Here is a 23,036-nt window from a genome sequence, read left to right on the forward strand (position 1 = left end):
GCCCTGCCCGCCCCCGCCCTTCAGCTCGCCCGCCCGCGCGATCTCCGTCGCGCCCTCGACGCCGCTGTCGGCGAGGAGCCCGGCCAGCCGCTCGCGCGAGCCTGGCGAATAGGCGGCGATCACCACGTCCCCCGCCCGCCGCCGCGCCTTCACATGGGCGGCCAGCGCGTCGAAGAGGCTCACCCCCTCCTGCTGCCGCTCCGGCGCGAAGTCGCGCCCGAGCCGCCCGCCCGCGTCGATCACCCCCGGCCCCAGCGGCTGCGGCAACGTGGCGAGCCGCTGCACCGACCGCCCCGCCAGCGCCGCCTCCAGCGCCTCGGGGTCGAGGTAGAGCTCTCCCGGCGGCACGGGCTTGTAGACCGCCCCGAGCTTCGATTTCGCCGACAGCGCGGCCATGCGCGCCTGATACTGCTCGCCAAGCGCCGCCCAGCGCGCCGAATGCGCCGCGTCGAACGCCTCGTCGAGCATCACCGGCGCGCCGGGCAGGTAGTCGAGCAGCGTCCCGAGCCCGTCATGGAAGAACGGCAGCCAGTGCTCGTAGCCCTGGTGCTTGCGCCCGGCGCTCACCGCCTCGTAGAGCGGATCGTCGTTCCCCGCCGCCCCGAACATCGCGCGATAGCGCGTGCGGAAGCGCTGGATCGAGGCCTCGTCCAGCACCACCTCGGAGACCGGCGCCAGCTCCACCCGCTTGAGGCTCGCCGTCGTCCGCTGCGTCTCGGGATCGAAGCGCCGCGCGCTCTCCAGCACGTCGCCGAAGAGGTCGAGCCGCACCGGCCCCCCCGTCCCCGGCGGATAGAGGTCGACGATGCCGCCCCGCACCGCGAACTCGCCCGGCTCGGTCACCGTCGGGGCCTGATGAAAGCCCATCCGCGCCAGGTAGGCGCGCAGCGCCGCCATGTCGAGCCGATGCCCGACCGTCGCGGTGAACGCCGCCTCCGCCACGGTCTCCGGCCGCGGCGTCCGCTGGGTGAGCGCGCCCACGGTGGTCAGCACCGCCGCCGGCCGGTCGAAGCCGCCGGCGAGCGTGGCGAGCGTCGCCATCCGCCGCGCCGCCACGTCCGGGTTCGGCGACATCCGGTCGTAGGGCAGGCAGTCCCAGGCCGGGAAGGTCAGCGCCGGCAGCTCCGGCGCGAAGAACCGCAGCGCCGCGCGCGCCGCGGCGAGCCGCGCGTCGTCGCGCGCGACATGGATCACCGGGCCGCCGGCGCGGCCGATGGTCCTTGCGAGATGACGCCCGTCGAAGCCCTCGGGACAGCCGCCGACGAGAAGCTTTCCGGGCCGAATGGCTGCGACCCCGGCCATGGCGCGCGACGTAGCGCAGCCCCCGCCCGCCCGCAAGCGCCGAGGGGCGGCGCGCCCGCGGCGGCCGCCCGCGAGCCCGTCGGCCGCCTCCCGCCGCCGCAGCCCCCCGAACGGCCCCTGCCTCCTTGCTCCCCTCGCCCATCGACAAGGCGGGGGGCTCAGGGCGATCACCCGATGGCCCCGCGGGTCTGCTCCCGGCGCGGCTGCCCCCTCCGCGCCGCCGATTGACGCCCGCGCGCCCCGGGTTCATGTATACAAAAAACCAACCAGAACCCGGAGGAATCGACCGCCATGGACAGTCTCGAGGACATCATCCGGCGCGACGGCGGCATCGTCCCGCGGCTGCGCAACTCGAGGATCGGCATGTATGTATACCCTGTCGTCGCCTCCGAGTTCTCCAACTGGCGCGACGAGCAACGGGCCTGGCGCGAGAGCGCCGTGCTCTTCGACCAGTCCCACCACATGGACGAGATCGTCGTCGAGGGCCGCGACGCCGCCGGCTTCCTGCAGGGTCTCGCCATCAACAGCTTCGCCAATTTCGGCCCCGACCGGGCGAAGCACTTCGTCGCCGTCGGCCCCGAGGGCTACGTCATCGGCGACATGATCGCCTTCCGCGAGGAGGAGGACCGCTTCGTGCTGGTCGGCCGCGCGCCGACGGCGAACTGGGTCCAGTGGAACGCCGCCCTCGGCAGGCACGACGTCCGCGTCGCCCGCGACCCCCGCTCGCCCTCGCGCCCCGACGGGCAGAAGGTCGACCGCATCCACTACCGCTTCCAGATCCAGGGCCCGCAGGCGAACGCCATCCTCGAGCGGATCAACGGCGGCCCCGTCCCGGAGATCGCCTTCTTCCACACCGGCTGGATCAACGTCGGCGACCGCCGGGTCCGGGCGCTCCGCCACGGCATGGCCGGCGCGCCCGGCCTCGAGATCTGGGGCCCCTACGCCGAGAAGGACGCGGTGCGCGACGCCGTCCTGCGCGCCGCCGCCGCCGCCGGCGTCGACCTCCGCCAGGTCGGCTCGCGCGCCTATTCCACCAACACGCTCGAATCGGGCTGGATCCCCTCGCCGCTGCCGGCGATCTACACCGCGCCCGAGCTCGCCCCCTACCGCCAGTGGCTCAAGGCCGACAGCTACGAGGCGAACGGCGCGATCGGCGGCAGCTTCGCCTCCGACGACATCCGCGACTACTACACCTCGCCCTACGAGCTCGGCTACGGCATCTACGTGAAGTTCGACCACGACTTCGTCGGTCGCCCGGCGCTCGAGGCGATGAAGGACAAGCCCCGGCGCAAGAAGGTCACCTTCGAGTGGAACGGCGAGGACGTGGTCAAGGTGATCGCCTCCGCCTTCCAGCGCGACGCCGACCCCTTCAAGTGGATCGACTTCCCGCAGCCGAACTATGCCTCGTCGAGCTTCGACCGGGTGATGCAGGGCGACCGGGTCGCCGGCCTGTCGATGTTCAACGGCTACAGCTACAACGAGCGCTGCATGCTCTCGCTCGGCGTGGTCGACGCCGACGTGGCCGTCGGCGACGTGCTGACGCTCGTCTGGGGCGAGCCCGACGGCGGGACCGGCAAGACCTCGACCGAGCGCCACCGCCAGGCCGGGATCCGCGTCCGCGTCGCCCCCACCCCCTATGCCCGCGAGGCCCGCGAGAACTACGCCGACAGCTGGCGCACCCGCCAGCCCCAGCCGGCCTGACCCGCCGCGCACTCCGGTCGACCCGCGCCACGGGTCGGCCGGCCACGTCGGCGACTTTAACCTCTCGTTAAGCCGCAATCACGTGAAATCAATGCCTTATCCTATTTTCACGCGTGAACGCCCGCAGCGATCACGCCAGCCGAAGGCTCGCCGCGCCCGCCACGATCAGCCCTGCGGCGGCGAGCCGCGCCGGCCCTACCCGCTCGTGCAGGGCCAGCGCGGCGATCGCCATCCCGAAGAGGATCGAGGTCTCCCGCAGCGCCGCCACCACCGCGACCGGCGCGTGGGTCATCGCCCAGAGCGCCAGTCCGTAGGACCCGAGGTTCCCCACCCCGCCGGCGACCCCCAGCCGCCAGTGCCGCTCCGCATAGGCGAGGAACGCGCGCCGCCGCGCCACGAGCGCCCAGCCGACCAGCGGAATCGCGTTGAGGAGGAACAGCCACATCGCATAGGCGACCGCCGACCCCGAGACCCGCACCCCCGCCCCGTCGATCAGGGTGTAGCAGGCGATCACCCCGGCGTTCGCCAGCGCGAGCCCCGTCCCCAGCCGCGACGAGCGCCCGCCATAGGCGAAGGTCATCGCAAAGACCCCCGACGAGATCAGCGCCACCCCCACCCAGGCGAGCGCCCCCAGATGCTCGCCGAGGACCGTCGCCGCGAACACCGCCACCAGCGCCGGCGCGAGCCCACGCATCAGCGGATAGGCCCGGCTCATGTCCGTCGCCTTGTAGGCCCCGGCGACCAGCGCGAAGTAGACGACCTGCACCACCGCCGAGGCGAGCAGATAGGGCGCCGCCGCGGCCGAGGGCGCCGGCAGGAACGGCAGCGCCGCCGCCCCGATCAGCCCCGACACCGCCGCGAGCAGCACCGTCGTCAGGAGCTTGTCCGGCCCGCCCTTCACCACGGCGTTCCAGCTCGCGTGGAGCGCGGCCCCGAGCAGCACGGCGAGGAACACGGTCGGGCTCATCGCCCTTCCCTAGGACGGCGCGCGCGCCGGCGCCAGCGGCGCGAGAAAACGGCTGACCGGGCCCTCGTCTTGCGCTAGCTTGCGCGGATAACCGCCGGAACAGGCGGGCTCGAGGCGGAACAGGAGACTCCATTGCGCGCCCTCGCTCTTTTGGCATGCGCCGCCGCGCTCGTCGCGTGCGGCTCGCCCTCGCCCCAGGCGTCGAGGTCCGTCGCGACCTCCGCCCCGCGCTTCCTCGACTACGACCCCCACGAATGGACCGCACGCACGCCGTGGAACTACCCCGTCCACGGCGTCGACGTCTCGAAGTGGCAGGGCACGATCGACTGGCCGCAGGTCCGCGCCTCCGGCGCCTCCTTCGCCTTCATCAAGGCGACCGAGGGCGACGACCACATGGACGACCGCTTCGCCGAGAACTGGCGCGCCGCCGGCGCGGCCGGGATGCCGCGCGGGGCCTATCACTTCTACTACTTCTGCTCCTCCGCCGAGGACCAGGCGGCCTGGTTCATCCGCAACGTCCCCCGCGAGCGCGGCGCCCTGCCGCCCGTCCTCGACGTCGAATGGAACCACAAGTCGAAGACCTGCCCCTACCGCCCGGCGCCGGCGATCGTCCGCGCCGAGATGACGACCTTCCTCGACATCCTCGCCAGCCACTACGGCCAGCGCCCGGTGGTCTACGTGCCGCCCGACTTCTACCGCGAGAACGACCTCGGCCGGCTGCAGGGCGTGACCTTCTGGCTGCGCTCGGTCGCGGGGCACCCGTCCGAGGTCTACCCGGGCCAGCCTTGGGGCTTCTGGCAATACACCGGCACCGGACAGGTCCCCGGCATCGCCGGCCAGGCCGACCTCAACGCCTTCGCGGGCGGCCAGTCCGAATGGCGCGCCTGGCTGGCGCGCCACACGCTCTAGACGCCGCCCGCCCCGGGGCGGCGTCCCGTCGCCGTCCCTACTGGTTCGCGGGAGCCGGAGCCGGAACCGCGGGCGCCGCCGGAGCAGCGGGAGCCGGAGGCGCCGGCGGCACGGCGAGCGAATCGAATCCGGCGGTGAACCCGGCCAGCGACAGGTTCAGCACGACCGGCGTCTGCGGGCTGGCGATCGAGGTCACGATCAGCTTGATCGCGTTTCCCCGCTTCATCGCCGCCACGTCGGGCTCGCGCAGGCCGAGGCGCACGACGCAGCCCTCCTGCACGCACCACTCGAACGGCAGCACCGCCGCCTGCGCGTTGTCGATCTGGAAGCTCAGCCCGGAATGCAGCAGCGTGCCGAGCGGGGTGTTGAAGATCATCAGCGCCTGGGCGTCGGCGCCGGCCGGGAGCTTGATGACCCGCGCCAGCACGACCGGGTTCTTCGTCGGGTCGAGCGCCACCTGCTGCATCTCGCAATTGGTGGTGCCGGCGACGCAGCCGATCTCCCAGTCGCCCTGCTTGGTCACCTGGATCTGCGGCTGCGCCGGCGCGGCGGGCGCAGGCGCAGGAGCGGCAGCGGGGGCCGTCGCCGGGACGGCGGGCTGCGCGGCCGGCGCGGCCGCGGGGGCAGCCTCGGCCGGCGCCGCGGCGCCGGCGGGAGCCGCCGGGGCCGTCGCGGGCGCGGCGGCGTCCTGGGCGAGGACCGGAGCGGCGGCCGCGAAGCCGACGGCGGCGGCCGTCATGAGTAGAATGCGCAAGGAGGTCATGATCTGCTCGGGTTTCCTCGATCGACGCGAGGGCGCTTGCCACTCTTGGCCCGGCCTGTCAACGTCGCCGGCGGGGCGCGGAGAAGTGAAAAGGACGCCCACAAGGAGCGCCCTTTTCCTCGCTTGTGCGATTTTCCCTGTCGGACTGGCCGAGCCGTGGACGGGAAGTTACGCCAGATGAGAAACAGCGTCAAGCGCAGCGGACAAGTTGTGATGATACAATCGTGAATAGAAAAAAGGGGCCGCGGAGCAAGCTCCGCGGCCAGTCCAACAGGGAGGAAGTCGCCCGCCCCGGACCGACCAAGCCGCGGGACGTGATTGCACTCTAGCGGACATTAGTTAATAACCGGTTCGAACAAACCGTGACTTCGACTGACCGGAGGACAGATGGCGGAAGGCACGATCTTCGTGGGCGGCGCGGGAGAGGGCTACGCCGAGGCCCGCGAGCTGCTGCTGCGCTACGGCAACCGCCACGGGCTCGTCGCCGGCGCGACCGGCACCGGCAAGACCGTGACGCTGCAAATTCTCGTGGAGGGCCTCTCCGCCGCGGGCGTGCCGGTCTTCGTCGCCGACGTGAAGGGCGACGTCTCCGGCCTCTCCCGCCCCGGCGACCCGGCCGGCAAGGCGCATGAGGCGCTGGAGGCGCGCGCGCGGCAGATCGGCTTCCAGCCCTACGCCTACGAGGGCTTCCCTTGCGTCTTCTGGGACCTCTTCGGCGAGAAGGGCCACCCGGTCCGCGCCACCGTCGCCGAGATGGGCCCGCTGATGCTGGCGCGGATGCTCGAGCTCTCCGAGGCCCAGGAGGGCGTCCTCAACGTCGCCTTCCGCATCGCCGACGAGCAGGGCCTCGCGCTACTCGACCTCGCCGATTTGCAGGCCATGCTGGTCTGGCTCGCCGACAACGCCAAGGAGGTGGGCAAGACCTACGGCAACGTCGCGCCCGCCACCGTCGGCTCGATCCAGCGCGCGCTCCTCGTGCTGGAGAACCAGGGCGCGGCGAAGTTCCTCGGCGAGCCGGCCCTGAAGCTCTCCGACATGATCGCGGTCGATGCGACCGGTCGCGGCCGGGTCAACGTGCTGATGGCCGACCGGCTGATCCAGGCGCCGCGGCTTTACGCGATGTTCCTGCTCTGGCTGCTCTCCGAGCTCTTCGAGGAGCTGCCCGAGGTGGGCGACCCGGAGAAGCCCGTCATGGCGTTCTTCTTCGACGAGGCGCATCTCCTCTTCGACGGAGCCCCCAAGGCGCTTGTCGACAAGGTGGCGCAGGTGGTGCGGCTGATCCGCTCCAAGGGCGTGGGCGTCTACTTCATCACCCAGAACCCCGACGACGTCCCCGGCGTGGTGCTCGGCCAGCTCGGCAACCGCATCCAGCACGCGCTCCGCGCCTTCACGCCGCGCGACGCCAAGGCGCTGAAGCAGGCGGCGGAGACCTTCCGGCCCAACCCCGCGTTCGACACCGAGACCGCGATCCGCGAGGTCGGCACCGGCGAAGCGGTGATCTCGCTCCTCGAGGCGAAGGGCGTGCCCTCGATGGTCAGCCGCGCGCTGATCCGGCCGCCCTGCTCACGCATGGGGCCGATCACCGACGCGGAGCGGGCCGAGAGCCTGCGCACGTCGCCGGTCGCCGGCGTCTACGACACGCCCGTCGACCGCGAGTCGGCGCGCGAGCTGCTGGCGGCCCGCGCCGACAAGGCGGCCGGCGAGGCCGCGCTGGCGGAGATGATGCTGGCCGACGCCGCGGCGCGCGAGGCGGCCGAGAAGGAGTTCGCCCGGGCCCGCCGCTACCAGCCGCCGGCCGAGCCCGCGCGCCGGTCGACCCGCGCCGACCCGGGCCTCGCCGAGACGATCACCAAGACGGTGGTCAAGCAGCTCGGCACCCGTCAAGGCCAGGCGATGGTCCGCGGCATCCTCGGCGGCCTCTTCCGCGCCCGCTGAGGCGGGCGTCTACTCCTCCGGCTGCGCCGCCGGGCGCTCCGAGGGTCCGGGCAGCACCGAGCCGATGCCGCGCTCCACGCGCCGCGCGGCGGCGGAGAAGCCGGAATCGAGGCGGCGGAAGCCGCTCGCGAAGTCTCGCCGGGCCGCGGAGAAGATGTTGTCCGGCTTCTGCGGCTGCACGACCGGCTCCGGCGCGGGCGCCGCTCCCCGGCGCCGGCTCTTCGCCGCCGGCCGCGCCGTCGGCTGCTCGGGGAGCCAGACCGCTATCCCGGGATCGGCCCGCGGCGCATCCTCGAACGCCGCCGGCGGCTGCCCGGCGCCGGAGAAGAGCGGCAACGCCGCCGAGGCGTCCGGCGCGGGAAGCGCCGCGCCCCCCGGCGCCGCGACGGACACGGGCGCAACCGTCGCGTCCCGCGCCGTCCCGGGGGCCTGCAGCGCACCCTCCGTCCGCGCCGCGAGCCCCTGCGGCCGCGGCAGCGGCGCAGCCGCCCGCAAGGTCGCGGCGCCGGCCGGCGCCGCCGGCGCGGCCTCCCGCACGACATCGGTCTCCGGCGCGGCGACGCTCTCTGGCGCAGCCGCCTCCAGGGCGGCGGCGTCCTCGGGCGCGGCGGCGTCCAGGATGGCCGCGCCCTCCGGCGCCGCCTCCGGCATGGCCCCGCCAACCGGCGCGGCGGCGCCGCTGGCCGGCGCAAATCCTTGCTCGGGCTTCGCTTCCACGGCAGGTCGATCCTCCACGGGCATGGGCGCGACGCCCTCCGCTCCCGGGGCTTCCGCACGCGCCAACGCATCGACCGCCGGCACGACCGGGATGACGACCGTCCCGGGGCCGGACTCCGGGGCCTCGACCGGCGAGGCCACGACCGCCTGCGACGAAGCCGCCGGTTCCGACGTCGCCGCAGCCGGCGCCTCGGCCGTCGCGTCCCCCTCCGGGAGCACGACGACGGCAGGAACATCGGACCGGAAGAACGGCCCCGCGAGCCAGGTCAGCGCCGCCCCCGCGGCGAAGGCCAGCCCGGCCGCGAGCAGGACCGAGCCCCTGCGCCGCGCAGCGGGCCGGCTCCGCGCCTCGCGGCGCAGCGGCGTCGCCGGATAGGTGTCGAAGGCGTTGGCGGCATCCTCGGAACCGACCGCCGCGAGCCGCGGCGGCAGGTCGGCGTCGCCCCGCTCCGCCCCGACCCCGAGCCCCGGCCGCGCCCGCCCGAGCCGCGCCGCGAGCCCCGAGGCGAACCGCGGCGGCGGCTTCCGCGCCAGCGCGGCGGCGCGCTGCGCGCGGGCCTCGCGCAACCGCGCCTCCAGCGCCGGGGATTCGATGTGCAGCGCCGCGGGCGCGTCTTCCCAGCCGCCCGCCGTCCGACCATCGTCTCGCATGGTTCGCTCCACCGCCCGCCGGTCGTCGCGCCGACGTTTCGCCAGGATCTGCTCGATCCCGACGATAGCATGCACACGCCCGAGGGTGTAGCCGCTTGTCGCGAAAGAAGCTGGACCGGCGCCGGTCGCTCAGTTGACGATCTTCGCCTCGGTCGCGGCCCGCGCCTCCGCCTCGGTCACCCCGTCCGCGACCTCGACCAGCCGCAAACCGCCCTCGACCACGTCGAAGACGCCGAGATTGGTGATGATGCGGTCCACCACGCCCTTGCCGGTCAGCGGCAGCGTGCATTCCTTCAGGAGCTTGCTCTCGCCGTGCTTGGAGGTGTGGTCCATCACCACCACCACCCGCTTCACGCCCGCAACCAGGTCCATGGCCCCGCCCATGCCCTTCACGAGCTTGCCCGGGATCATCCAGTTGGCGAGGTCGCCCTTCTCCGAGACCTCCATCGCCCCGAGGATCGCCATGGCGATCTTGCCGCCGCGGATCATCCCGAAGCTCTGGCTGCTGTCGAAGTAGCTCGTCCGCGCCAGCTCCGTCACCGTCTGCTTGCCGGCGTTGATCAGGTCGGCGTCCACCTCGTCGTCGGTCGGGAACGGCCCGATGCCGAGCATCCCGTTCTCCGACTGCAACGTCACGTCGACGCCCTCGGGGATGTAGTTCGCCACCAGCGTCGGAATGCCGATGCCGAGGTTCACGTACATGCCGTCCTCGAGCTCCTTCGCGGCGCGGGCGGCCATCTGGTTGCGGTCCCAGGGCATTGTCGTCCTCCTCGGGGTCAGATCGGGAAGCGCCGCGCGCGCGGCACAGCAATGGTGAATGTCGAGCCGCCGGGGCCGCTCTCGACCTCCAGCGTCGCGTCGAGGGACCGGACCAGCGCCGCCACGATGCGCCCGCCGAGCCCGCCGCCCGCGGGCAGCGCCGCGCCGGCCGGCATCCCGCCGCCGTCGTCCGCCACCACGACCACGACGCCGCCGTCGGCCCCCTCGCGCACGCCGACCCGGACCACGCCGCCCCGCCCCGCGAAGGCGTGCCGCAGCGCGTTGGTGACGAGCTCGGAGAGCACGAGCCCGAGGTTCACCGCGACCTCCATCGGCGCGGCGAAGCTGTCGAACCCCACCTCGACCGACACCTCCGGCCGGTCGTCGAGCGCCGCGATCGCCGCCGCCACCCGCCCGAGATAGGGCCCGAGCGCCACCGCGTCGCGGTTCTCGCCGCCGCGATAGGTCAGCTCGTCATAGAGGAGCTTCAGGCTCTCCACCCGATGCGCCAGCATCTCCAGCGCGGAATCGTCCTCGGCGCCGCGCGCCTGCATGCGGATCATGCTGACGATCAGCGACAGGTGGTTCTTCACCCGGTGCTGCACCTCGCGCACCGCCCGGTCGACCTGCTCGCCCGCGGTCTCCTCCAGAGGCTCGCCCAGCACCTGCTGTATGCCGGCGAAATACTGCACCTTGCCCTGGGGGTCGAGAAGCGGCGCGATGACCAGCCGGTTCCAGAACGGCGCGCCGTCGGCGCGATAGTTCAGGATGTCGAGCGAGATCTCCCGCCCCTCCGCCACCGCCTCGCGCAGCCGCGCCACGCTGCGCGGATCGGTGCCTTCGCCCTGCAGGAACCGGCAGTTGCGGCCGATCGCCGCCGAGGGCGGATAGCCCGTGGTCTTCTCGAAGGCCCGGTTGACGTAGACAATCGGATTGTCCGGCAGCCGCGGGTCGGTCAGGATCATCGAGAGCGGCGCACGCGCCAGGATGCCGAGGGCCGCGCCCTCCGGCATCCCGAGCTTCGCCGCCAGTTCGGTCTGCAAATCCGCCCCCTGTGCAGGCCCGGGCCGCCCCGGCGCCCCTTCCGTCTAGCGCCGCCGGTCCAGATCCGGCGGCGGCAGCTCCAGACCGAAGTCGTCGTCGTACTCGGCGATCGTCGCCATGTCCTCCTGGAACGTCCGCGTCGTCGCCTCGAGATAGGCCCCGACCAGCGCCGGGTTCGCCTTGGCGTAGCCCGCCCCGAACAGCCGGTCGAGCTTCGCCACGGCGGCGTCGAGGATCGCGTCGCTCACCGCGGCGGCGTTCTGGGCGATCATGAGCCGCCCGGCCCGGAACTCGTCCATGGCGGCCTCCTCGGCCGACTTGCCGCCCCGCTTCATGCCGCCCTCGTGGTCCGCTGCTCGATCCGCTTCTCGAACGTCCCCTGCACCAGCCGGTGGACGTAGATGCCCGGCAGGTGGATGCAGTCGGGGTCGAGCGCGCCGCGCTCGACGATCTCCTCGACCTCGGCGACGCAGACGCGGCCGCACATCGCCGCCGGCGGGTTGAAGTTGCGCGCGGTCTTGCGGAACACGAGGTTGCCGGTGTCGTCGGCCTTCCAGGCCTTCACGATCGACAGGTCCGCGACGATCCCCCGCTCGAGGATATAGGTCTCGCCGTCGAACTCCTTGTGATCCTTGCCCTCGGCGATCACCGTGCCCACGCCGGTCTTCGTGTAGAAGCCCGGGATGCCGCAGCCCCCCGCCCGCATCCGCTCGGCGAGCGTGCCCTGCGGATTGAACTCGAGCTCGAGCTCGCCCGAGAGGTACTGCCGCATGAACTCGGCGTTCTCGCCGACGTAGGACGAGATCATCTTCCTGATCTGCCGCGTCTTCAGCAGGATCCCGAGGCCGAAGTCGTCCACGCCGCAATTGTTCGACGCGACGGTGATGTCCTTGGTGCCGGCGTCGCGGATCGCGGCGATCAGATTCTCGGGAATGCCGCACAACCCGAACCCGCCCGCGGCGATCAGCATCCCGTCGAACAGGAGCCCGTCGAGCGCCGCGCCCGCGTCCGAATAGACCTTCTTCATCCCGTCCTCCCTCGCGCCTGCGGCTGTCTGCATCCGGGATGCGCCAACCGCTGTCAAGCGCCGACGGCCCGTCTCCAGCCCGCCTCCGGCCCATGTCCGCGCGCGCGCTCAGCCGTGCGGCGCGGGCAGGACGTCCTCGACCGTCGCGGCGATCAGCGCGAGGTTCTCCGGCGCGCTGAACCGGTGGTCCGCGTCGCGGACGAGGGTGAGGCGGACGTCCTCGCCCTCGGCATGGTCGAGGAGCCGGAGCGCCACCGAGACGTCCACGTCGAGGTCGGCGGTGCCGTGCAGCAGACGCAGCGGAAACGGCAGCGCCAGCGGCGCGCGCAGCACGAGATTGTCGCGGCCGTCCTCGATCAGCCGCCGCGTGATGACGTAAGGATCGTCGGAATACTCGGACGGCGTCTCGACCCGGCCCTCGCGCAGCAGACGGTCGCGCTGCGCGGCGTCGAAGCCTGCCCACATCGAATCCTCGGTGAAGTCCGGCGCGGCGGCGACGCCCACGATGGCGGCGACCCGCGCCGGCAGGCGCAGCGCGAGGAGGAGCGCGATCCAGCCGCCCATCGACGAGCCGACCAGCACCTGCGGACCGCGGGTGAGCCGGCTCACCGCATCCGCGGCGTCGCGGGCCCAGTCGCCGATCGCGGCCTGCTCGAAGTCGCCCGAGGAGGCGCCGTGGCCGGTGTAGTCGAACCGCAGGAAGGCGCGCCCGCGCTCGCGCGCCCAGGCCTCGAGGAACAGCGCCTTCGTCCCCGTCATGTCGGAACGGAACCCGCCGAGGAAGACCACCCCCGGCTCGATCCCCTCGGTGCGGGCATGGGCGATGCGGCGCCCGTCGGGCAGGTCGAGGAAGGCGGTCTCCATGCCGACGGGTTACCAGCCCCGCGCCCCTCAGGCCAGCGCCGCGTTCTTGGCGCAGCGCCGGCCGGGCGGCCGTCACCCCGGGGCGGCGAGGTAGGCGACGCAGTTGTTGAGGAAGGCGAGGTTGTCCGCAAAGCCGGTCTGGCCCCGCGAGGGGAAATCGGCGCCCGCGTTGCCGCAGATGCCGGAAGGCCGATGACGATGATCTTGCCCGAGCCGATCGTGACTCGCCCGTCCGGCGCGGCCGTCAAAAGGGGCTGCGACGGCAAGGTTCCGTTAAACCAGAGTTTAGGGAATATTGAGATATTTCAACAATATGACCCGTGCCAGCACATGCGCGTCTCCCCGGCGCGCATGTGCCCCCCGGCTTTGCCGGGGCCGCCCCGCTCCCCGCCGCCGGCGCGGGTCAGGCGATGTATTCGCGGTAGGCCGCCTCGTCCATCAGGTCGTCGAGCTCGGACGGATCGTTCAGCGTCATCTTGAAGAACCAGCCGTCCTCCATCGGATCCTCGTTGACCTTGCCGGGGTTCTCCACGATCGCCGAGTTCACCTCGGTGATCACCCCGTCGAGCGGCGCGGCGATGTCCGAGGCCGCCTTGACGCTCTCGATCGTCACGATCTCGTCGCCCTTCGCCACCGTCACCCCCTCCGAGGGCAGCTCGACGAACACGATGTCGCCGAGCTGCTCGGCGGCGTGCTCGGTGATGCCGACGGTCACCTCGTCGCCGTCGAGCCGCAGCCACTCGTGCTCCTCGGTGTATCTCAGCATCGGCGTCCTCAGCGCTTGTAGCCCGGCCTGACCAGCGGGCCGCGGGCCACCTTTACAGGCTGCATCCGGCCGCGCAACAGCCCGAACAGCGCCGTCCCCGGCGCCGCCGAGCCGGCCGGCACGTAGCCCATGGCCACCGGCGCGTCGAGGCTCGGCCCGAACCCGCCCGACGTGATCCGCCCCACCTCCGGCCCGTCCTCCGCCGCGTGGAGGGCTACCCCCTCCCGCATCGGCGCGCGGCCCTCCGGCAGCAGCATCACCCGCCGCCGCTCCGCCCCCTCCGCCATCTGCCGCAGCACCACCTCCGCCCCCGGAAACCCGCCGGCCCGCGCGCCACCGGCCCGGCGCACCGGCTGGATCGCCCATTCCAGCGCCGCCTCGACCGGGGTGGTGGTCCGGTCGATGTCGTGCCCATACAGGCAGAGCCCCGCCTCCAGCCGCAGCGAGTCGCGCGCGCCGAGCCCGACCGGCAGCACGTCCGGGCTCTTCAGCAGCGGCGCGACCACGTCCGCGGCGTGCTCGGGGGCGAGCGAGATCTCGAACCCGTCCTCCCCCGTGTACCCGGAACGCGAGACGATCCCCGGCATCCCCCGGAAGTCGATGTCGCGCACGTCCATGAACCGCATCCCGGCCACGTCCGGGTTCAGCCGGCCCAGCAGCGCCTCCGCCTTCGGCCCCTGCAGCGCGACCAGCGCCCGGTCGAGCGGCTCCACCTCGCAGCTCCCGCCCAGCCCCGCCTGCAGATGCGCGAGGTCCGCGTCCTTGCACGCGGCGTTGACGACGAGGAGCAGGTGATCCCCCCGATTGGCGACCATCAGGTCATCGAGGATCCCCCCCGCCTCGTCGGTGAAGACCGCATACCGCTGCCGCCCCGGCGCCAGCCCGACGACGTCGACCGGCACGAGCGCCTCCAGCGCCGCCGCCGCGTCGGCGATCCGCCCCGATCGCGGCCGGACCGCGATCTGCCCCATGTGGCTGACATCGAAGAGCCCCGCCGCGGCGCGGGTGTGCAGGTGCTCCTTCAGCACGCCGGCGGGGTAGTTGATCGGCATGTCGTAGCCGGCGAAGGCCGCCATCCTCGCCCCGAGCGACAGGTGCAGCCCGTGAAGCGGCGTGGTCCTGAGTTCTGGCATCGGCTCCCCTCCGCAACGGGGCCGAGCATAGGCGCCGCCCGGCGCCCTCACAAGCCGGCGAGCGCGCCCCCCGCAGGGAACGCCCGGCCGCACGCCGGCGTTTTCCCGTCACTCGGCAGTCACGCTGGCGCCACGGGCGATTAACGACAATCCCCTAGAACGAGGCGCGGAGTCGGTATCGGGCAGGGTCATGGCCATCATCGGGGTCACGGCGAGGCAGGACGGGCTGGCGGCGGCGGACGGCGATCCGCTCGACGCCGCGCTCGCGCCGGCGCTCGCCGCCCTCGCGCCCCGCGCGCCCATCGTCGTCCTCGTCCACGGCTACAAGTTCAGCCCCGACCGCCCCGCCGACGACCCGCACCGCAGCCTCTACGCCGCCCGGCCCGCGGAAGCGTCGTGGAAGGTGCCGAGCTGGCCCGCGGGCCTCGGCTTCGATCCCGACGACGCTTCCGGCGGGCTCTGCGTCGGCTTCGCCTGGAACGCGGTCGAGCCGCTCCTCGCCAGCCTCCTCGCCACCCGCCGCTCCGGCTTCGCCCGCGTCTACGACCGCGCCGGCGAGACCGGGCTCCACCTCGCCGCGCTGCTGCGCCGCATCGCCCTGCTCGCCCCCGGCCGCAACGTCGACGTGCTGGCGCATTCCCTCGGCGCCCGCGTGGCGCTGGCGGCGCTGCCGCATGTCGAGGTCGCCCCGGGCCGCATGGTCCTCCTCGGCGCGGCCGAGTTCGACGCGCGGGCCCGCGAGGCGCTCGACGCCTGCCGCGCCCCGCGCAAGCCGGCGGTCTACAACGTCACGGCGCGGGCGAACGACGCCTACGACCTCGCCTTCGAGACCTTCGCGCCGCGCCGCGGCTGGGGCGAGCGGGCGCTCGGGCTCGGGCTGCGGACGCCGCCGCCCTGCTGGCTCGACCTCCAGCTCGACCGCGCCGACGTCACCGACTGGATCAACGCCCAGGGCGTCGCGCTGCGCCAGGCCGAGGCGCGGCTCTGCCACTGGAGCTTCTACACGCGGCCGGGGGCGTTCGAGGTCTACCAGGCGATCCTGCGCCGGCGGCCGGGCTGGGACGTGGGCTCGCTGCGCGCCGCGCTCGCCTTCGCGACGCAGGAGCCGCGCTGGAGCCGGTTCGCCCGGCGGCCGGCGGGGGTCCCGCACGGGTTCGGCCTCGGGCGCGCTTGATCCCGGCGGCGCGGTCGCGCCAGTATCCTCCGGTCCTGCAAGGAGACCGGCATGCCCGCACCGATCGAGCTTCATTACTGGCCGACGCCGAACGGCTGGAAGATCGCCATCGCGCTCCACGAGATGGCGCTGCCGTTCGAGACGCGGCTGGTGAACATCGGCAAGGGCGAGCAATTCCGGCCGGAATTCCTCGCGATCTCCCCCAACAACCGGATGCCGGCGATCGTCGACCCGGAGGGGCCGGACGGCCAGCCGATCTCGGTCTTCGAATCCGGGGCGATCCTGCAATACCTCGCCCGCAAGACCGGCCGCTTCCACGGGCGGGACGCGCGGGAGCGGGTGGCCGTCGAGGAGTGGCTGTTCTGGCAGGTGGGGGGCGTCGGGCCCATGGCCGGGCAGGCGCACCATTTCCTGACCTACGCGCCGAAAATGGAGCCGCCGCAGGACCTGCCCTACGCCAAGGATCGCTACCGCAACGAGGTGGCCCGGCTCTACGGCGTGCTCGACCGCCGGCTCGCCGGGCGGGACTTCGTGGCGGGGGAATACTCGATCGCCGACATGGCGATCTGGCCCTGGGCGAGCCTGTGGGAGCGGCAGGAGCAGGACCTCGACGCCTTCCCGAACATGAAGGCCTGGCTGGAGCGGGTCGGCGCGCGGCCGGCGGTGCAGGCGGGCCGCGCGCTCGCCGCGGAACTGCGGGCGAACCTCGCCGGCGACAAGGAGGCGTTGAAGGCGCTGTTCGGGAAGCGGCCGCCGGGCTGAGCCCGCCCAGCTCCGGCTCGACCAGCGGCGCCGTCCCGCCTCGCGCCCGCGCCAGCGGCCCGGCGTCGGGCCCGCCCGCGCCAATTTGTTGAAAACACGCGAAAATCCCGCGCATTAACCGCGCGTTCTCGTTTCGTGTTGCAGGGTGCCCGGCATCGTCATGCGGGGTCCTGCGATGCTCCAGAGGATTTTGACCTGTCGGCGCGGCGCGGTCAGCGTCGAGGCGGCGCTCCTGATGCCGGCGCTGATCCTGCTGGTCATGGGCGCGATGGAGTTCGGCCTGCTGATCTTCACCTACAGCTCGATGCAGACCGCCACGCGCGAGGCGGCGCGCGAGCTTGCGGTGAACTACGCCAGCGCCGGCTCGATCGACGGCGACGTGCGCGCCCGGCTGCCGCAATGGAGCCGGGCGGCGGCGGACGTGACCGTCAGCCAGTCCGCTCCGGGGAACGCCGCGGCCAACGTCATCACCGTGCGCGTCGTCATGCGCGCGGACGATGCGACGCCCATGCGCATCTTCACCCGCCTCGCCGAGGAATGGGACCTGCGCACCGAGGTGACGATGAAGCAGGAGCTGCCGCTGTGAGGCAGCTCCGCGACCTCCTCCGCGACGAAGGCGGCGCCGTCGCCGTGGCCGTGGCGCTGCTCCTGCCGGTGCTGATCGGCGTCGGGGCCTTCGCCGTCGACGTCAGCCACACGCGGCTGGTGAAGAACCGCCTGCAATCGGCCGCCGACGCCGCGGCGCTCGCCGGCGCGCAGCTCCTCGGCGACCAGCCGGCGGCGCGCGCCCGCGCGATCGCCTACGCGCGCGCCAACGTGCCGGAAGGCTTCGGCGCGGTCACCGGCGGGGCGGACGTCGACTTCGGCTCCTACGACCCCGCCGGGCGCGTCTTCACCCCGTCGGCCGTCGACGTGAACGCGATCCGCGTCGTCGCGCGCCGCGACGCCGACCGCGGCAACGCCGCGCCGCGCTTCCTCGCCGCGATCTTCGGCGAGGGCGGCCTCGCCGTCGGCGCGAGCGCCATCGCGGCGCGCACCATCACCACGACCTACGGGCCGCCCGAGCTCTTCGACCTCGCGCCGGAGGCGGCCGACTACAACGAGGTCTACGCCTATTGCTACAAGTACGACGGCAGCGGCTCGAAATCGTCGCGGCGGACCAAGATGACGCTGATCGCGCGGAACATCACCCCGGCCGTCAAGTACACCTGGCCCGAATGCCCCGACGGCCAGTCGATGAGCTTCCGGCTGCGCAACATCCGCGACGCCCGCAACAACCCGCAGCTGCGCACCTCGCCGAACCGCGAGGAATACAACCACTACTCCGACACGGTGATCGAGGAGAGCCGCGAGGTCTTCGACTTCGGCGGCAGGAAGATCCTCGAGACCTATCGCTGCGACACGCTCGGCGCGTGCAAGCCGACCAGCGAGGGCGGCGTCGTCCCCTACGGCAAGAACCGCGAGCCGGTCCGCGACGACCGGCCCTGCGTGCCGGGCAAGTTCATGTATTTCGGCTGGGAGGACCGCCCGCCGGGGCTCGGCTGGACCGACCAGGACTACGACGACATCGTCTTCGTCATGCGCTGCCCGACCGGGATCGGCGTCGAGTACGGGGCCTCGCGGCTGGTGAAGTAGCCCGCGCGTGATCGCTCCGCGACGGATTCCCAAAGCCGTCGCGCTCGCGTAACCTCGCGGTAACGCCGGCCGGCTAGAGCACGGCGAAACCTGAGGCACGAGGCGCCAGTATGGGCCGTTGGGCAGGCCTTCTCCTCCTGATCGCGAGCGTCCTGCCGGGCGCGGCGCAGGCCACCGAGGCGGACGAGCGCGGCGCGGCGCTCTGCGAGCGCGCCATCGTCGACGGCGCCCGCCGCGGCGGCGTCCCGGTCGACGTGCTGCGCGCCATCGCGCTTTCCGAGACGGGGCGGATGGTCGGCGGCCAGCTCCGCCCCTGGCCCTGGGCGATCAACCGCGAGGGCGAGGGCCACTGGTTCGCCAGCCGCGACGAGGCGCTGGCCTTCGCCCGCGCCAGCGTCGCCGCCGGACGGCCGAGCTTCGACGTGGGCTGCTTCCAGATCAACTACAACTGGCACGGCCACGCCTTCCCCTCGCTCGAGGCGATGTTCGACCAGGAGGTCGCCGGCACCTACGCGGCGCAGTTCCTGAGGAGCCTCCAGCACGAGCTCGGCGACTGGTCGCGGGCCGCGGGGGCCTATCACTCGCGCACCCCGGAGCGCGCGGAGCGCTACCGCGCCCGCTTCGACCGGCTCTATGCCGGCGTCGCCGGGACGCCGCTGGTCGTCGCCGCCGCGGAGCCGGAGGCGGCGGCGGAGCCGGCGATCCCTCGCAAGAGCCGCACCCGCGTCGGCGTGCGGCCCAAGGTCATCAACCTCGCCGGCGACCCGCGGCTTTCCGACATCAACGCCGCCCGCGTCGCCGGCATCCGCGTCGAGCGCGGCCGCACGCCGACGGCGCGGAACGTCGAGGCGGAGGCGATCCCCGCCGACGCCGAGGTCACGCTCTCGGCCCGCAACGAGCCGCTCTGAGGTCCCGGCGAAGGCTCCCCGCGACCCGCCGGCGGCGCGTGTTCACGCGTGAAAATTCAGCAACCCATTGATTTCACGAGAGCGGGGTTCCTCGCGGGCGCGGCGCGCCCCGGGGCTTCCGGCGGCTCGCCGCAGAAATTCCGCGTCCTGGCCGGGCGAAGCCCGCGGCTTTAACCGCCAGTAAATCTTTTGGCTTATTTATCGAGACAGTTTCGGGAAAACTCTCTGTATTGATGAGTTGACTTGCGGAACAAAACAAGTAATGTGGCGTCGTGCGATCGTCGCACGCAGTTCAGTCGTGTAACGAGGAGTAGGGATGTGACCAAGTTCATCGAGTTCGCCAGGCGTCTTCGCAAGGACGAGGACGGGGCCACCGCCATCGAGTACGGGCTGCTCGCCGCGCTGATCGCGGTCGCCATCATCACCGGCGTCGGCCTGCTGGGCGATCGCCTGCAGGGCACCTTCGACGAGATCAACGACCAGTTCGTCGCCGAGGGCGTGCCGCTGCCGGACTGATCGTCCGCATCGCCTGATCGTCGCGTTCTCCGGAGCTGACCGCACGTGCGAGTCGTCGTCCTCCTTGCCACGGGCCTGATCGCCGCCGGCGGCGCCGGGCTCTATCTCTATCGCGGGATGGAGCCGGCGCCCGCCGAGGCCGCGGCCGCCGTGGTCGAGCCGCCGAGGCAGGCCGAGGTCTACGTGGCCAAGGTCGACCTCGCCCGCGGCGCGATCCTGAAGCCCGAGCATCTCGGGCGGATGCCGATCGGCGACGCCGCGCTGACGCCGGAGATGGCGCCGGCCGGGCCGGAGGGCGACGCGGCGCTGCTCGGCGCGGTGGCGCTTCAGCCGCTGCCCGCGGGCGTGCCGATCGCGCGCTCCTCGGTGGTGCAGCCGGGCGACCGCGGCTTCCTCGCGGCGGTGCTGCCGCAGGGCAAGCGGGCGATCTCGATCCCGATCAGCGAGGTGGCGGGGCTCTCGGGCCTCGTGCTCCCCGGCGACCGGGTCGACATCATCCTGACCTACTCGCTCGCCGGCGACACCATCGACGCCGGCCGCGACGTCCGCGCCAGCGAGACCGTGCTCGAGAACATCCGCGTCCTCGCGCTCGACCAGCGGCTCGGCCAGTCCGCGCCGAAGGGCGACGCGCTCGCGGACGCGCCCCCGATCGCGCGGACCGCCACCTTGCAGGTGACGCCGCACGAGGCGGAGATGATCACGCTCGCCACCTCGCTCGGCGACCTCTCCATGGTGCTGAACTCCGTCCACGACGGCGGCGAGGAGGCGGAGGCGGCGACCGAGGCGGCCAGCGAATCGGGGGCGGAAGCCCCGCGGCGGATGACGCTCGACAGCGAGGTGACCTCGCTCCTGCGCCGCGAGGCGCCGGAGGAGAGCGGGGCCGCGCCGACGCTCGCCGACCGGACGCTGCGCATCCAGATCGTCCGCGGCGCCAAGGCCGGCGCGATCGAGCTCGGCCAGGAGGTGGTCGCCTCCGCCGGCCCGGCGCCCGAGGTCCCGCCCGACGACGCCGGGGAGAGTCCGGCCGAGTGACACGAAAAGACGGCCCGCAGGAAGAATCCGGAGGGACCATGACGACGCGGAAACACCCGAGGCTCGCGGCCGCCATCGCCGCGGCGCTGATCCTCCAGCCGATGGTCGCCGCCGCCCCGGGCTCGGCCTTCGAGGTCATCGAGCCGCAGGAGGAGCGCGAGATCGCGATGACCGTCGGATCGGGCCAGCTCATCAAGGTCGACGCCGAGTTCTCGTCGCTCTTCGTCGCCAACCCGGAGGTCGCCGACGTCGAGGTGAAGAGCCCGCGGATGCTGTACCTGACCGGCGTCGGCGTCGGGCAGACCACGATCTTCGCCGTGGACGAGCTCGACAACGTGCTGATGTCGGCGACCGTCCACGTCACCCACAACACCGACGCGCTCAACAAGGGCATCGCCCGGGTCGCGCCCGGCCAGTCGGTCACCGCGACCAGCGTCGACCAGTCGCTGGTCATCGCCGGCACCGTCGCCTCGCCGGAGCAGGCGGCCAACATCATCGAGGTGGCGAACCAGTTCGTCGACGAGCCCTCGCGGGTGGTCAACCGCCTCGCCGTCGCCGCGCCGACGCAGGTGAACCTCGCCGTGCGCATCGCCGAGGTGAGCCGCCGCGTCGACCGCCAGCTCGGCATCCAGTGGAACGAGCTCAGCTACAGCTCGGGCGGCGGCCAGGAGCAGGTGCGCTTCTCGGGCGGCGGGCAGGCGGCGACGCCGGGCGGGTTCTCGACGCAGATCCTGCGGGTCGGGCAGCTCAACATCGACGTGGTGCTGCAGGCGCTGGCGCAGGAGGGGCTGGTCTCGATCCTCGCCGAGCCGAACCTGACGGCGCGCTCAGGCGAGAGCGCGAGCTTCCTCGCCGGCGGCGAGTTCCCCTACACGGTCGCGCAGGACCTCGGGACCAACACCATCGAGTTCAAGGACTACGGCATCGGGCTGAACTTCACCCCCACCGTGCTCGACGGCGGGCGGATCAGCCTGACCATCGCCACCGAGGTGAGCGACCTCGACTTCTCGAACGGCACCGACATCCCCTCGATCGTCACCCGGCGCGCCGACACCACCGTGGACCTCGGCAGCGGCCAGACCTTCGCCATCGCCGGGCTGATGCAGAACCGCTCGTCGCAGGACGTGAGCAAGATGCCCGGGCTCGGCTCGGTCCCCGTCGTCGGCGCGCTCTTCCGCTCGAACGGCTTCACCCGCGGGCAGACCGAGCTCGTCATCCTCGTCACCCCGGTCATCGTCTCGCCGACCAACGGCAAGCGGCTGAGGACGCCGGTCGACGGCTACGTGCCCCCGAACGACTTCGAGCGCATCGTGCTCGGCCGCTTCCAGGGCAACCCCAACGCCGCCTCGCAGGCGCAGACCCGCCTCGGGTCGCGCCGGCTGAACGGCGCCAGCGGGTTCACCTTCAAATGAGGGCGGGACAGATGAGGCGGGAACAGATGCTTCAGCAAAGCCCCATTGCACGACAGTGGAACGGAAGCCCGGCCGGGAGCAGGTCGCGACGGCGCAGCCAGACGGATTTGACCCGCGGCAAATCCGTCCGCGATCGCCCCTCGGGGGGCGAGCGCGTCACCGCGCTCGCCGGGGCGACCACGGACGGATTGCGTGGTTCGGTGAAATCGGCGCCCCCCACGGCTTCCGCGCCAACGCGCTCCAGCCGTCGGCGCGGCGAAAGCCTTGCTTTCGCTTGTCGCGCCGTGGTCTCGCGGGCAAGCCCGCTTCGGTCGCTCGGCGCGCGCGCCCCGTGGATCCAGCAGGGGAGGCAGGCGTCGTGCCGTGCGCAGCGAAGCAATCCCGCGGGCGCCGCATGAGGCCGGGACAGATGAGAACCGGGCACATGCGGCGGACGCTGGCCCTCGCCGGCCTGCTCGGCCTCGCCGGCTGCGTCGCGCAGCCGATCGGCACCATGGACCCGGCGACGATCACCTCCGAGGCGGCGCAGGCCCAGACGGACCTCTGGTTCCGCCCGGGCACGGCGGCCTTCCTGCCCGGCCAGACGCAGGACGCCAACGCGCTGCTGCGGAGCCTGCTGCTCAGGCCCGAGGACGACGTGGTGCTGACCTTCGGCTCGACCGGCTCGGACGTCCTCGACGCCCGCCGCGTCGCCGCCGCCCGCGGCGCGCTCGCCACCGCCCCGGCGCGGCTGCGCATCGTCGCGCCGCTCGGCTTCGCCCGCGCGCCCGACCGGCCGGACGTCGTGCTGATGCAGGTGATCCGCTACGACCGCGCGCTCGTCACCTGCCCCGGCCTCGGCCGCACGCAGGAGCCGGCGTCGTTCCTCGACGACATCCCGCGCATGGGCTGCTCCAACGCGGTCAACCTCGCGGCGCAGGCCGACCAGCTCCGCGACCTGACCGCGCCGCGCCGGCTCCAGGGCTCGGACGCCGTCGCCGACGTCGCGGCGGTCGGCCGCTACCGCCGCGGCGAGGTCACGGTCGCGCCGCTCGAAGCCGTCTCATCGGGGGACTGAAG

At 72.8% G+C, this 23,036-nt stretch carries 22 protein-coding genes and 1 pseudogene; 12 read left to right on the forward strand and 11 right to left on the reverse strand.

What is annotated here, in order from left to right; all coding sequences use genetic code 11:
- A pseudogene (locus tag KBB57_RS00005) lies at window positions 1-1,302 on the reverse strand (transcription-repair coupling factor); the annotation flags it as partial.
- A gap of 291 nt (window positions 1,303-1,593) precedes the next feature.
- Here KBB57_RS00005 and KBB57_RS00010 point away from each other — a divergent pair.
- On the forward strand, window positions 1,594-3,003 hold the full coding sequence (locus KBB57_RS00010; protein ID WP_290744871.1) for an aminomethyl transferase family protein: 1,410 nt from the start codon (window positions 1,594-1,596) through the stop codon (window positions 3,001-3,003).
- 130 nt (window positions 3,004-3,133) lie between these two features.
- On the opposite strand, the gene KBB57_RS00015 is transcribed toward KBB57_RS00010, so the two are convergent.
- On the reverse strand, window positions 3,134-3,970 hold the full coding sequence (locus tag KBB57_RS00015; RefSeq protein ID WP_290744873.1) for a DMT family transporter: 837 nt from the start codon (window positions 3,968-3,970) through the stop codon (window positions 3,134-3,136).
- Window positions 3,971-4,102: 132 nt separating this feature from the next.
- Here KBB57_RS00015 and KBB57_RS00020 point away from each other — a divergent pair, with 132 nt between their 5' ends.
- Entirely contained in the window at window positions 4,103-4,879 is a 777-nt protein-coding gene (locus KBB57_RS00020; RefSeq protein WP_290744875.1) for a GH25 family lysozyme, read from the forward strand.
- A 37-nt stretch (window positions 4,880-4,916) separates the two neighbouring features.
- Here KBB57_RS00020 and KBB57_RS00025 read toward each other — a convergent pair whose 3' ends face one another.
- Window positions 4,917-5,642, reverse strand: coding sequence for an invasion associated locus B family protein (locus KBB57_RS00025; protein ID WP_290744878.1), 726 nt, complete (start codon window positions 5,640-5,642; stop codon window positions 4,917-4,919).
- A 387-nt stretch (window positions 5,643-6,029) separates the two neighbouring features.
- On the opposite strand from KBB57_RS00025, the gene KBB57_RS00030 reads away from it, so the two are divergent.
- Window positions 6,030-7,577, forward strand: coding sequence for a helicase HerA-like domain-containing protein (locus KBB57_RS00030; RefSeq protein WP_290744880.1), 1,548 nt, complete (start codon window positions 6,030-6,032; stop codon window positions 7,575-7,577).
- A 9-nt stretch (window positions 7,578-7,586) separates the two neighbouring features.
- Here the strand turns inward: KBB57_RS00030 and KBB57_RS00035 are convergent, their stop codons facing one another.
- The 8 genes from KBB57_RS00035 to gcvT form a co-directional block, all read right to left on the reverse strand.
- Complete coding sequence (locus tag KBB57_RS00035; protein ID WP_290744881.1) at window positions 7,587-8,945, reverse strand: hypothetical protein; 1,359 nt, start codon at window positions 8,943-8,945, stop codon at window positions 7,587-7,589.
- 129 nt (window positions 8,946-9,074) lie between these two features.
- Window positions 9,075-9,704 (reverse strand): 3-oxoacid CoA-transferase subunit B, encoded by a 630-nt coding sequence (locus KBB57_RS00040; RefSeq protein ID WP_290744883.1) that lies wholly within the window; start codon window positions 9,702-9,704, stop codon window positions 9,075-9,077.
- A gap of 17 nt (window positions 9,705-9,721) precedes the next feature.
- Window positions 9,722-10,747: a PAS domain-containing protein gene (locus KBB57_RS00045; RefSeq protein ID WP_290744885.1), complete on the reverse strand. Its 1,026-nt coding sequence runs from the start codon at window positions 10,745-10,747 to the stop codon at window positions 9,722-9,724.
- A gap of 45 nt (window positions 10,748-10,792) precedes the next feature.
- Complete coding sequence (locus KBB57_RS00050; RefSeq protein WP_290744887.1) at window positions 10,793-11,083, reverse strand: hypothetical protein; 291 nt, start codon at window positions 11,081-11,083, stop codon at window positions 10,793-10,795.
- Window positions 11,080-11,775, reverse strand: coding sequence for a CoA transferase subunit A (locus KBB57_RS00055; RefSeq protein WP_290744889.1), 696 nt, complete (start codon window positions 11,773-11,775; stop codon window positions 11,080-11,082). Before KBB57_RS00055 ends, KBB57_RS00050 begins: the two co-directional genes overlap by 4 nt.
- Window positions 11,776-11,883: 108 nt before the next feature.
- Complete coding sequence (locus tag KBB57_RS00060) at window positions 11,884-12,639, reverse strand: alpha/beta hydrolase (protein ID WP_290744891.1); 756 nt, start codon at window positions 12,637-12,639, stop codon at window positions 11,884-11,886.
- A gap of 403 nt (window positions 12,640-13,042) precedes the next feature.
- Window positions 13,043-13,402 (reverse strand): glycine cleavage system protein GcvH, encoded by a 360-nt coding sequence (gene gcvH / locus KBB57_RS00065; protein WP_290745403.1) that lies wholly within the window; start codon window positions 13,400-13,402, stop codon window positions 13,043-13,045.
- An 11-nt stretch (window positions 13,403-13,413) separates the two neighbouring features.
- Window positions 13,414-14,538 carry a glycine cleavage system aminomethyltransferase GcvT gene (gene gcvT, locus KBB57_RS00070; RefSeq protein ID WP_290744893.1) on the reverse strand — a complete coding sequence of 375 codons (1,125 nt, stop codon included), beginning with the start codon at window positions 14,536-14,538 and terminating at the stop codon, window positions 13,414-13,416.
- Between the two features lie 190 nt (window positions 14,539-14,728).
- Between gcvT and KBB57_RS00075 the strand changes: the two genes are divergently transcribed.
- From KBB57_RS00075 to KBB57_RS00115, 9 genes are all read left to right on the forward strand, one after another.
- Window positions 14,729-15,712, forward strand: a complete 984-nt coding sequence (locus KBB57_RS00075) for a hypothetical protein (RefSeq protein ID WP_290744895.1) — start codon at window positions 14,729-14,731, stop codon at window positions 15,710-15,712.
- 51 nt (window positions 15,713-15,763) lie between these two features.
- On the forward strand, window positions 15,764-16,474 hold the full coding sequence (locus KBB57_RS00080; protein WP_290744899.1) for a glutathione S-transferase N-terminal domain-containing protein: 711 nt from the start codon (window positions 15,764-15,766) through the stop codon (window positions 16,472-16,474).
- Window positions 16,475-16,649: 175 nt separating this feature from the next.
- Window positions 16,650-17,060, forward strand: coding sequence for a TadE/TadG family type IV pilus assembly protein (locus KBB57_RS00085; RefSeq protein ID WP_290744902.1), 411 nt, complete (start codon window positions 16,650-16,652; stop codon window positions 17,058-17,060).
- Complete coding sequence (locus KBB57_RS00090; RefSeq protein WP_290744905.1) at window positions 17,057-18,109, forward strand: pilus assembly protein TadG-related protein; 1,053 nt, start codon at window positions 17,057-17,059, stop codon at window positions 18,107-18,109. The genes KBB57_RS00085 and KBB57_RS00090 overlap by 4 nt, the downstream gene beginning before the upstream one ends.
- 110 nt (window positions 18,110-18,219) lie before the next feature.
- Window positions 18,220-19,017, forward strand: coding sequence for a lytic transglycosylase domain-containing protein (locus KBB57_RS00095; RefSeq protein ID WP_290744908.1), 798 nt, complete (start codon window positions 18,220-18,222; stop codon window positions 19,015-19,017).
- Window positions 19,018-19,335: 318 nt separating this feature from the next.
- Window positions 19,336-19,533 carry a Flp family type IVb pilin gene (locus tag KBB57_RS00100; protein WP_290744910.1) on the forward strand — a complete coding sequence of 66 codons (198 nt, stop codon included), beginning with the start codon at window positions 19,336-19,338 and terminating at the stop codon, window positions 19,531-19,533.
- A gap of 45 nt (window positions 19,534-19,578) precedes the next feature.
- The gene (gene cpaB, locus KBB57_RS00105; RefSeq protein ID WP_290744912.1) at window positions 19,579-20,565 is read left to right on the forward strand and encodes a Flp pilus assembly protein CpaB; all 987 of its coding nucleotides are present in this window, start codon (window positions 19,579-19,581) and stop codon (window positions 20,563-20,565) included.
- Window positions 20,566-20,603: 38 nt separating this feature from the next.
- Window positions 20,604-21,977, forward strand: coding sequence for a type II and III secretion system protein family protein (locus KBB57_RS00110; RefSeq protein ID WP_290744915.1), 1,374 nt, complete (start codon window positions 20,604-20,606; stop codon window positions 21,975-21,977).
- A gap of 409 nt (window positions 21,978-22,386) precedes the next feature.
- Window positions 22,387-23,034, forward strand: a complete 648-nt coding sequence (locus KBB57_RS00115; RefSeq protein WP_290744918.1) for a CpaD family pilus assembly lipoprotein — start codon at window positions 22,387-22,389, stop codon at window positions 23,032-23,034.
- The last annotated feature ends 2 nt before the right edge of the window (window positions 23,035-23,036 follow it).

The organism is Amaricoccus sp. (genome assembly GCF_017993425.1).
Lineage (GTDB): Bacteria > Pseudomonadota > Alphaproteobacteria > Rhodobacterales > Rhodobacteraceae > Amaricoccus.

Coding starts and splice junctions, on each gene's coding strand:
- KBB57_RS00010 (WP_290744871.1), top strand. CDS start 1,594: ATGGACAGTCTCGAGGACATCATCCGGCGCGACGGCGGCATCGTCCCG.
- KBB57_RS00015 (WP_290744873.1), bottom strand. CDS start 3,970: ATGAGCCCGACCGTGTTCCTCGCCGTGCTGCTCGGGGCCGCGCTCCAC.
- KBB57_RS00025 (WP_290744878.1), bottom strand. CDS start 5,642: ATGACCTCCTTGCGCATTCTACTCATGACGGCCGCCGCCGTCGGCTTC.
- KBB57_RS00030 (WP_290744880.1), top strand. CDS start 6,030: ATGGCGGAAGGCACGATCTTCGTGGGCGGCGCGGGAGAGGGCTACGCC.
- KBB57_RS00035 (WP_290744881.1), bottom strand. CDS start 8,945: ATGCGAGACGATGGTCGGACGGCGGGCGGCTGGGAAGACGCGCCCGCG.
- KBB57_RS00040 (WP_290744883.1), bottom strand. CDS start 9,704: ATGCCCTGGGACCGCAACCAGATGGCCGCCCGCGCCGCGAAGGAGCTC.
- KBB57_RS00050 (WP_290744887.1), bottom strand. CDS start 11,083: ATGAAGCGGGGCGGCAAGTCGGCCGAGGAGGCCGCCATGGACGAGTTC.
- KBB57_RS00055 (WP_290744889.1), bottom strand. CDS start 11,775: ATGAAGAAGGTCTATTCGGACGCGGGCGCGGCGCTCGACGGGCTCCTG.
- KBB57_RS00060 (WP_290744891.1), bottom strand. CDS start 12,639: ATGGAGACCGCCTTCCTCGACCTGCCCGACGGGCGCCGCATCGCCCAT.
- gcvT (WP_290744893.1), bottom strand. CDS start 14,538: ATGCCAGAACTCAGGACCACGCCGCTTCACGGGCTGCACCTGTCGCTC.
- KBB57_RS00075 (WP_290744895.1), top strand. CDS start 14,729: ATGGCCATCATCGGGGTCACGGCGAGGCAGGACGGGCTGGCGGCGGCG.
- KBB57_RS00080 (WP_290744899.1), top strand. CDS start 15,764: ATGCCCGCACCGATCGAGCTTCATTACTGGCCGACGCCGAACGGCTGG.
- KBB57_RS00085 (WP_290744902.1), top strand. CDS start 16,650: ATGCTCCAGAGGATTTTGACCTGTCGGCGCGGCGCGGTCAGCGTCGAG.
- KBB57_RS00095 (WP_290744908.1), top strand. CDS start 18,220: ATGGGCCGTTGGGCAGGCCTTCTCCTCCTGATCGCGAGCGTCCTGCCG.
- KBB57_RS00110 (WP_290744915.1), top strand. CDS start 20,604: ATGACGACGCGGAAACACCCGAGGCTCGCGGCCGCCATCGCCGCGGCG.
- KBB57_RS00115 (WP_290744918.1), top strand. CDS start 22,387: ATGAGAACCGGGCACATGCGGCGGACGCTGGCCCTCGCCGGCCTGCTC.